This window comes from Oleiphilus sp. HI0132, assembly GCF_001635845.1.
Genome location: NZ_LWGJ01001525.1, coordinates 1 through 10,696, shown reverse-complemented (window position 1 = coordinate 10,696; position 10,696 = coordinate 1). Strand labels below are relative to the sequence as shown.

The window sequence follows — 10,696 nt, the reverse complement described above, 5'->3', positions numbered from 1 at the left end:
ATGCTGAGAGCGGTCCAGGCACAAGCCAACGCGGTCCCCAACCGATACGTGCTCCTCTAATAGGAGCTGAGCCCACTGTGAGCTAAGTTCATCAAGCTGACGATAGCTTAAGACTTCCTGCTCAAATATGACGGCATCTTTTTCGGCAAATTGTTGAGCTTGATGATGAAGGTAGTGACCGACAGTGCGAGGGGCGTTGGCTTGTTCTTCATGCCAGAAATGGTGCGTACCTAGGCTACGAGTAAGTAAATATTCATAATCGTTAATAGGGCTGAGTTCCAGCTCGCTGAGTGACTGGTTTAGATTAAAACTACACTGGGTTAGGAGCCAGATATATTCATCGATTCGGGCTTTGATTGACTCTTCCAGGAATAGGTCAGTATTGTACTGGCACTCGATTGTGAAGTGGTCACCGTAGTCGGCGACATTCATAAACTGTTCAAAGTTTTCATAAAACCTTGGGTTTGAGTGGAAACTACATTTTAGCTCGTGAAAATCTAGATGTTCGTCTTCCAAGCCTGTATCAAAGTTGTAAAGCAGGGGTAAAAGTGGAATTCTTGAAGGATCCCTTGCAATGGGTAGCTCTCGAATCAACTCCCCAAAGGTAAAGTTCTGATGTTCAAAAGCGTCTAGAATCTCTTCACTAATTTCGTGTATTGCTTGAGCAACTGATATAGAAGGATTTAGCTCACTGACGATAGGAACTGTCGAAACACAATGACCAATCAAAGAATTCGGAGCGATACCGGGTTGTGCTGCGGTTGGCATTCCTACTGCTAAAAAGGACTCTCCTGTCCAGCGCTGCAAGGCAATAAAATAGATCGCCATTGTATAAGCGCTTAGGCTGCATCCTATGCTGGCTGCACTTTTCTTAATTTCAGTGATTAGATCTAGGTCGACATCAACATCTATTCGGCGCGCATTGAAGGTTCTATTCTTGGGGCGGTCTTTATCTAATATAAGCTCGTAATCGGGAATTCTTTTTGAAAATTTATCTAGCCAATATTGTTTGTCCTCGTTCTCTGAAGATTGACCTGCAAAATCAACAAAAGAGTATGCTTCTTCTAAATCAGCCGAATTTCCCTTTACGGTGCTATTGTAAAAGGCTGACAAATCTGCGATCACGATGCCAAGAGACCAGCCATCACAAATAATATGATGAGCAGTGAATATCAGGTAGTGACAGGTATCCGACTCTTTCAGTAAGCGAACTCTGAATAAAGGGCCATTGACTAGGTCCAGAGGCTCGCGGGCTTCGCTTTCAATAAGTTCTTCAAGAGCTTGTTTTTCAATATTTTCTAAGCCGCATTGAATTTCCTGATAGTCGAATACTCTAAAGCTTGTGCCATCTTCAGAAAAACTGGCTCTGAGAGCATCATGCCTTGCAACGGTTAGCTCAAGTGCATTGATGAGAGCAGGCACTCTGAGCTCTCCTTTAAACTTTAAGGTAAAGGATTCGTTAAAAGCACTTGAAGCCTTTGGATCCATCAGGACAGACGACCATATTTCAAGTTGTGCTGCCGTGGACGGAACCGATTTTATCAGGGTCGGTTTTTGATCAGCAAAGGGGTCGAAATCTACCGAAACAGATTGTATGGTCTTGATTTGGCTGGTCATTAGTTTTGCTCTAGCATTCTGTATTTTCCAGGTTGTTCAGGGTCCTTTATGAACCATGCTGGCTTTCCTTGGGAATCTTTTCCTAATCTAGCTCCTGGAACTGGCGGAGTGTTTTGCAATGGCGCCGTTTCTTCAGTGTTTTGGGTGTTCGTGTTTTTGCTAGGATCGAGCTCGGGAAAGAATCCTAACGACAGCATTTCGTCGACGGCTTCCTCAAAAGCTTTAATGATTGCAGCGATATCTTCATCACTATGAGCTGTGGTAAGGAAACATGGGCGTGCATCCCATATATGGATTCCTTTTTCTCTCAACAGCGTAAATATTAGTTCCTCGTAAGCGATATCTTGGGGAATTTTAAAACGGAATAGGGACTGGCAGTTCACGACTTTGATCGGAGCATGTCGTTGGCTTGCGTACAGGTTCATTTGCTCGACCATTGCAGCGGTCTTGTTGCCCAAATCCTGCTGTATGCTAGGCTCGGCTATTAGTTTATCTAATACTGCATTTGCTGCAGCCATCGCGAGTGGGTGGCGTACAAAGGTTCCCGCAAAGTAGGTTACGCCAACTTCGGGCGATGAGTCATCACCATATCGCCATTGGCCACCATCTAAGGCGTCCATATACTTGGACTTGCCTCCAATAACACCAATTGGCATACCTCCACCGATAATCTTACCGTAGGTTGCGATATCTGCTGGAATATCGAAATGGCCTTGAGCTCCTCGTGGTCCGAGGCGGAAACCTGTAATGACTTCATCGAATATAAGGGCCATCTCATTTTGATCGCATAAGCTCCTTAACTCTTGAACGAACTCTTTAGGCTGAAGTTCTGGGTTTCGGCTTTGTACAGGTTCGATCAGAACAGCAGCGATGTCATCGGCGTTTTCTTCGATATACTTTAAAGACTGTGGGTCACCGTAGTCTAGAATCATTGTGTTGGCGACGGCCTCTCCAGGAATACCGGCGGCTGCTGGTAACGGTAGGCCATTCGAACCTCGATGGACGATAACCTCATCATTGATTCCATGATAGTCGTTTTCAAACATGACGATATGTTCTTTGCCTGTCACTGTGCGCGCTAATCGTATGGCGCCAAGTACAGCTTCAGAACCAGTATTACAGAAAGCAACACGCTCTAGTTGAGTTAACTGGCAAAATTTCTTGGATACCTTTTCAGTTAAGGGGTTCTGGGGGCCGATTTCGTAACCGGTTTCTAGCTGTTTGGCAACGGCCGAGCGAATAAATTCAGCACCATTGCCAAAGAAATTTGAGCCAAAGCCACAGGTGACGTCAATCAAACAATTTCCGTCGATATCCCAAAGGTGTGCGCCGGCAGACTTCTCGACAACAATAGGGTAAATAACCTCTTTCAGTTTATCTCGAAACCCGGAGACTACTCGAGGGTCCGCGAGCTGGGAGCGGTTTGCTTGAGCGAAGTCTTTAGACTTTGAAAACTTGGCATTATAGCGCTGACTAAGCTTTTCCAAATTCTGCTGTTGATCGGCACTGAGCTCATTTGAGCGCTTAACGTTAATACGGGTGCCCGCACCAAAGGGTTTTTTGTCTTGAGTATCGCTTAGCTCCGCGGTGCCGGAGGTTTGTGTAGTGGCAGGTACTGAAGCTTGAACTGGCGCTCCTGCTTGACCCTGGCTTAATTGGTTTAATAAAGCAATTTGACTGTTTACCAATTGAAGTTGCTGCGAAAGCAAACTGTTTAAAGGCGAGCCGTTTGCATTGGTGGTAGTCGCGTGACTTACTGGTAAAGGAGCGGAAACAGAAGGCGTGTCAATGTGAACAGGTGCTTGGTTCGGTGTTGCCACAGGCGCGCTAGTTAAGGCTCCGTCGCCCTCTAACTTTGTCGCTAGCTTATTGAATGAACTATATTCATTCATAAGTTGACGGAAGGTTACTTTGGATTTGAAGGTCTTTTTCAGTTTTAAGGCTAACTGCGTTAAGAATAGAGAATCGAGGCCTAATTCGAAAAAGGTTGCATCAGGATTGGCGTCGTTTAAGTCGATGCCCGAAGTATCTGAAAAAAGTGTTTTGAGTTGGCTGATCGCGTTTGTCGTCATGGTGTCGGCTTCTATATCATTAAATAAGTTGGTTCCAGATACTACTTGAGTCTCCTGAATTGAGACTGGGCTAGCGCCTAATGATGCAATATCGAGAAAGTTGTTATTCATGGCTGCAAACTGTTGTTGCAGCCCTTGGCTAAGTTGAGTCAGGTCGCCCAAGAAATTGGACTGATTACTGTCAAAGCTCTTACTAAGCTCTTGTTCTAGGTTGAAGGCGGAGTGACTGGCCTGTGGTGCTATATAGAAATCTTTATGTTCAAAGGCATAAGGAGGTAAAAACCCCATCGCTGGTTTTATCGGCCTGGCTAGTTTACGCCAGTCGACAGATAATCCCGTTTTCCATATATTGCCTAGGCAGGCGATAAATTGGCTATCTTCAGCTTCTTCTGTTGGCTTTGGTAGGGCCGTTATTATATTAAGGTCATCCTTATCTTCCAAGCATTGGCTAAGTAAGTGAGACGCAACACGTCTTGGGCCGCAATCTATAACAATAAGGTTTGACCACTTGCTTAGCTTTTCAGTGCCACCTTTGAACTGTACCGGAGCTACTATCTGGCTAGCCCAGTAGCGAGTGTCGCTTGCTTGTTCATCTGTAATCCAGTCGCCGCTGACACAGGAAATAAATGGGATACTGGGCTTTTTGCAATGAATGCCCTTGAGCTCTGTGATGAAAGCCTGCTCGGCAGGGATCATCATTGGCGAGTGGAAAGCGTGCGAGGTTCTTAGCTTTGTGCAATGAATACTGGCCTTCTCCAGTGCTTCTTTTGCTTGTTCAATATGAACATCTTCACCAGAGAGAGTGAGTGATTCAGGAGTATTTTGAGCTGAAAGAACAACACTATCCGGAATTAAGTGCTTGATTGCGTCAAAGCTGCTTTCTACGGCTAACATGCTACCACTCGCCTGTCTTTGCATGACTCTGCCGCGCGTTAAAACTACTCTAATTGCCGTGTGTAAATCGAATACCCCAGACAAGGTTGCCGCAGCTAGTTCACCAATGCTGTGTCCCATCATTCCGTCGGGTTTGATACCAAGCTCCATTAAACTTGATGCAATAGCATAACCCACCGAAAACAATGCTATTTGCGTGTTCTCAGTAAGGTGAAGGCTTGGATCATCCGAGAATAGGATATGTATGAGATCGACGTTAAATTCGTCTTTGCATATCTCGATGCAGTTATCCAAATGTGCTCTAAAGAGCGGAAGTTCATTGTAGAGCTTCTTACCCATACGATTAACTTGAGTTCCTTGTCCAGGAAACATAAATATAATCTTTGGGTCCTTTGTAGGCGCGTCTGAAGCATTCTTAGTGAACTGTGATAGTTCACTAAGAATGCTGTCTCTAGTTGTTCCTAATATAGCTTGTCGATACTTCAATGCTTGTCGGTGAAAGCAGTAGGTGTTTTTAAGGTGATCGATATCTGTGTCAGTATTTTTTAGTAGAAATGTTTCAAGTTGCCTAGCTTGATCAGCGAGTGATTTGGGTGAATTTGCACTAAGACACAGTGGTAGTTTTGTTGGTGTCTGTGCAGAAGCAGTTGCCGGCTCAGCGTCATACCCAGAGATAATCACATGAGCATTGGTGCCTCCTATGCCAAATGAGCTGATACCTGCATATCGCTGGCCAATTTCCTGTTTCCAAGTAGCGGTGGTTGTAGCGACAGAAAACGGTGAAGACTCTAGCCTTAAGTCAGGGTTTGGTGATGTGAAATTAATACTGGCCGGAATCTGTCCTTTCGATACAGATAGTGCAGACTTTATTAAGCCCGTGACACCGGCTGCTGCAGTTAAATGCCCCAGGTTGCTTTTGACGGATCCTAGTAGGCACTGAGCTTCAGGTATTTTAGAGTTTTGTTCAAAGACTGCTTTCAGGGCCGATACTTCGATAGGGTCACCAATGGGGGTAGCGGTTCCGTGAGCTTCTATGTACCCTATCTTATCTGCAGTGAGTCCAGCATCTTGTTGTGCTGCCAGAATAACGTTTTTCTGACCCTCTTCGCTTGGGGCTGAAAAGCTGCCTTTTTGAGCGCCATCATTGTTGACTGCTACACCTTTGATAACGGCTGTTACTCTATCTTCGTCTTCGATAGCGTAATCGAGTCGTTTTAGAACGACCAAACCGCCACCATCACTAAACACAGTGCCGTTTGCCTCGCGATCGAAGGGGCGCGTATGACCGTCATGAGACTTGATACTTCCTTCTTCGGGGATATGAGGTTGTTCTTGCGGGAAGGAGAGAGAAGCGGCTCCAGCAATGGCGACCTCGCATTCGCCAGAGCGGAGAGCTTCAACAGCCTGGCACACCGCTACCAGAGATGTCGAGCAGGCAGTCTGAATGTTGACTGCAGGGCCGTTTAAGTTAAGTTTGTGCGCAATTCGTGTTGCGGTGTAATCTTTTTCATTTGCGACCATAGCTTGTAAAGCGCCATAGTCAGCGAGCTTTTCAGGGTTTTTTAAAACATTTTCTAAATAGTATGAATTATTACCGGTACCACAGAAGACGCCAATACGTCCCGGAAATTCGTCAGCAACAATTCCAGAGTCTTCTATGGCGTGCCAAGCTAGCTCGAGCATAATGCGTTGCTGTGGATCTATAAACTCGGCTTCAATTGGTGAAATTCCAAAAAAACTCGCATCGAGAGCAAGAGGCTCTGCAATGATACCTCGAGTGTTAACTTCACCATCTGCTGACGTGGGTGCAAATACATGCAGGCTTTCTTTTTCTGCTAGCAAGTTCTCCCAAAATTGTGGAAGGTTATTTGCGCCAGGTGCATTAATGGCCATGCCTATAATAGCGATGTCACGAGAGCCATCTTTGCGGGAGTTAGTATTTCGTGTCTGATAGTTGTTAGTTCTCACTTGCTTACTAAGATGATTGATAAACGAGTCTATCGAAGCGTATTGAAAAAGCTTATAGGCGGGTATATCTAGCTGAAAGCTTTCATATAGCTGAACTGATAACTGGTTCGCCATGAGTGATGTCATGCCTACATCAACCAGACTTTTTGATGTGTCGATATTGTCGTTACCAAGCAAGGAATAGATCATTGAGCTTAGTGACACTTTATCTGGCACAGCTATTAGCTGCTCTTTCTGCATGCTTGAAACCTGCTCAGCTAACTTACCTTGATTGGCGTGATACTGGGCGAGCATACTCTTGCGGTCGATTTTCCCTGAAGGCGTTGTCATCAGTGCATCGCTGAACAGAAAATGAGACGGCTGCATATAGGCAGGTAGCTCTTGCGTGAGGTATGCTTTGAGTATTGAAGCATCCTCAGAGTTGCTTACAATAAAAGCAATAATCGATTTTTGCGCTTCGCTCTCTGAAACTGTTACAGCTGCATTGGAGACACTCTCATGCTTCATTAAACAGGCTTCAATTTCCGATAACTCAATACGATAGCCACTAATTTTTACTTGGTTATCAGTTCTACCTGAATAAACTAACTGGCCCTTATTATCTGCTGAGACCAAATCCCCTGTACGATAGCAAAGTTGTTCTTTGCCATTGATCGTCATAGTGACAAAGCGTTTGTTTGTCTCTATCGAATTATTTATGTAACCAGTAGCTAAAACTGGGCCGCTAATATAGAGCTCTCCTACTTCTCCAGCTCTGACATTTTGGCCATTATCATTCAATATATTAAGTTTCGCGTGAGGTAATGCGCTACCAATTGGGGGTATTTCCGGCCAATCGCTGGCAGGGGCTCTCATGATAAGTTCGCTTACCACATGAGACTCTGAAGGGCCGTATTGATTTGACAAGCTTGTCTTAGGGAGCTGTTCGAAGATAGACCTAATATCCTCAGTGATAATTAGCTGCTCGCCCGCGGTGATAACTTCTTTCAAGGACTTCGGCACGATGTTTAGTCGAACAAACCATTGCATCAGGTTTTTCAAGGCGACATAAGGCATGAAAATTCGTTCGATTTGATGTTCGAGTATATATTCAGCAAGAGACTTAAAGTCTTGTTTGATCAGTGGGTCAAGAGTGTATAGCGTTGCGCCAAGTGATAAGCTAGAAAAGATTTCCTGGAAAGATACATCAAAACTGAGCGAGGAAAATTGCAAGGTCTTAGGGGCGTAGTTTTCGTTGTAATGAGCATTCTGCCAGTCGATCAGCTTATTTAGAGGGCCATGGGGCATCGCGACGCCTTTGGGGCGCCCTGTTGAACCCGAGGTATAGATTAAATAGGCAGCAGTCGATTCTTCTAGTTGAGCGCTATCGATGCCAAAGTTCTTAAATGCTTGGGACTTATTTGCTAGGACCTGTTCTAAGGTTTCTTCTGTAGGGAATGTTTGACTAAAGTTAATTGATTTGGTCGACTTCGGCGCAAATTCACATACCCTATCACATAGCACAAAGCTCGCATTCGCGTTTTCCAGCATGTATGCCAATCGATCGTTGGGGTAGATCGGGTCAAGAGGAATGTAGGCACAGCCATAGTCCAGCAACGCGATCATACTTGCTATCGCCAAGGGTTTCGATTCGAAATATAGACCAACGTAGCTACCTTGTTCTAGCTCCAACTGTTTGAGCCTGGAATTGATTCCTGCAACAAGCTGCCCGAGTTCAGCATAGCTTATCGAGACTTGATTATCTTGAATCGCTATTGACGTGGGGATAGAGTCAAAGTTTTGTTTGACCGTGTCGATGAAATTCAAGCTGACCTCTTTGCCTTGGGTGTTAGAGTTTATATAATTATTGCAGTGTCACTTACTTCTGAGTGGGAAGCTAGAGATTGAAGCAGTCTATTTCAAGGTAATTTCCTTTAATATCGATCTATTGATACTTCTTTAGTCACTAAAGTTTAAACGGCGTTCTTCTATGCCTTACCCCTGTAGCGGAATAAACTGAGTTAGCGATGGCTGGTGCGATGATTGGCACGGCTATTTCACCAATTCCACCAGGATCAACATTGCTAGGAATTACCTCAATGTATATTTTTGGTGTTTCATTTATTTTAATCAGGGGGTAATCATCAAAGTTATGTTGCTCAATGCGGTTGTTCTGTATTGTGATTGAATGACCTAACGAAGCATTTAATCCATAGAGAATTCCGCCTTCTATTTGAGCTGTCACTGAGTCTGGGTCGATAACGGTGCCGCAATCAACGACACAGTGGATTTCCGTAATTGTAATGCCTTCTTTGTTCTTGTTTAGCAGAACTGTTAATGCAATATAGCTTCCGAACCCTCTATTAAAGGCGATGCCAATATATTCTCCTTTGCTAAGATGCCAGTTCCATTTACTTACCTCTTTTAACTTTTCTAAAAGCCTCTTTGAACGGTCATCGTGTCGAAGTAAATTTTGTCTAAAGAGAAAAGGGTCTGTGTTTTCGTAGTGAGCTATTTCATCTATAAAGCTTTCAGTTGCAAAAACATGATTTGAATAGGCAACGGAGCGCCAAGAACCAATAGGGATACCGTGATCTAGCGTTTGAAAATAGAGTGACCGATTGGGAATATCGTATGGGAAGTCAATGGCACCACCACTTATTTTCCCCTCTGACGCCCCAGAAGCTGTGTGTCTCCAGTGAGTAATCTTCCCTTTGTCTATTTGGGATTCTATACGGTGAGATGAATAAGGTCGGTAGAAATCATTTTGTATATCCTCTTCTCTTGACCAGAGTAATTTAACCGGAAAGTTGAACTCTTTTGCAATGATGACAGCTTCGGTAACAAAGTCCTGCTCCAGTCGACGACCAAATCCTCCTCCTAAAAGAGTGGTATGAACTCTAACATTATCAGATATTCCAAGTTTACGAAGAACTTTTGAACTCCATTTACCAAGTTGTGTGTGGTATGCCTCTCTCGCTGCACCAAGGGCCATCATTGGATGTTGAGTTGGTGCCCATACGTCACAGCCATCATCGTGAATATGGGCGGTACAATTGATCGGCTCCATACAAGCATGAGCTTGATACGCGCTGTGATAATCAGCACTGATACCTTCTCCTGAAGGGAAGGCGTTGCCGAATTGTTTTACGAGCTTGCCAGTGTGACTTAAGGCATCAATAAAGTCTCTTTCTATCTGAGCTTGGTTTAGGTCATTATCTGTTTCGGAGTGCCATGTAATATTTAAGGTTGATAAGACATTTTTCGCTAGCCAATAGGACGTAGCTACAACCGCAACGGCGTTATTTAGCTTTACTATTCCTTTAACACCGGAGCTTAATTGCCTTGTAGTGGAGACTGACGCTAGTGTTGATTTAAATGTGGGGGCGTGAGTAATTGCAGCATAGTGCAAGTTTTCCAGCTCAGTATCGATACCATATTGTGCCTGTCCCTTGACGATGTCGTGAACGTTTAGGCTAGGGTTTTTGTTCCCTATAAAGTTAAATTCACTAGGTTTTTTAAGAGCAGGATTTTTAGGGGGGTGGAATGTGCTGGCCAGCTTACTCAAGTCGCCATAACTAATGTGCTTTCCTGTTTGCTGGTTTATAACTTGGCCATTTTTGGTGCTTAAACTTTGTTGATCAACCTCCCAAGTTTGGGCTGCTGCTTGTAGTAGCATGCCCCTGACACCTGCAGCCCCAGTTCGAAGAGGGAGCCATAGTGACTTGATTGAGCTACTTCCACTGGTTCGAAGTTGGGCATGCTTCGTGTCCGCGTCAGCCAGCTTGATTTCTATAGTTGACCATTCTAAATCTAATTCTTCCGCTATGATTGCGGGTATTGCATTAATGATTCCTTGCCCCATTTCGATTTTGGGTAAGGTAATGACAACTCGATTGTCTGTGTGAATACTTAGCCAAGCTTTTGGTGAAAATGCTAGGCTTTCAGTATTCCATTCATTACAGCCATTGAGAGAAATGCCAAGTGAAAGGCCTACACCGGCGCTAGTGGTTAGTTTTAAGAATTCTCTACGATTAGTATCCATAAGCTGGTATTCATAAACTATCTAAGGTTTGAAGAACATGAAATCCATATCAGAGTCTGCAAATGTAATTCGCCAATTTTTTATATCCTGTGCTTGCATTAGATTGCAGGCTTCACCTTTA

At 44.3% G+C, this 10,696-nt stretch carries 3 protein-coding genes; all 3 read right to left on the bottom strand.

Annotation, left to right across the window (positions count from 1 at the left end; all coding sequences use genetic code 11):
• On the bottom strand, positions 1 to 1,617 hold a 1,617-nt coding region (locus A3766_RS23545; RefSeq protein WP_156509079.1), incomplete at its 3' end, for a condensation domain-containing protein.
• On the bottom strand, positions 1,617 to 8,357 hold the full coding sequence (locus A3766_RS23540) for a type I polyketide synthase (RefSeq protein ID WP_068554300.1): 6,741 nt from the start codon (positions 8,355 to 8,357) through the stop codon (positions 1,617 to 1,619). The genes A3766_RS23540 and A3766_RS23545, both read right to left, overlap by 1 nt.
• 139 nt (positions 8,358 to 8,496) lie before the next feature.
• Complete coding sequence (locus A3766_RS23535) at positions 8,497 to 10,575, bottom strand: molybdopterin cofactor-binding domain-containing protein (protein WP_068515303.1); 2,079 nt, start codon at positions 10,573 to 10,575, stop codon at positions 8,497 to 8,499.
• Positions 10,576 to 10,696: the final 121 nt, after the last annotated feature.

Bases quoted from the DNA above. Each gene is read 5' to 3' on its own strand.
- A3766_RS23535 (WP_068515303.1), bottom strand. From the start codon at position 10,575: ATGGATACTAATCGTAGAGAATTCTTAAAACTAACCACTAGCGCCGGT.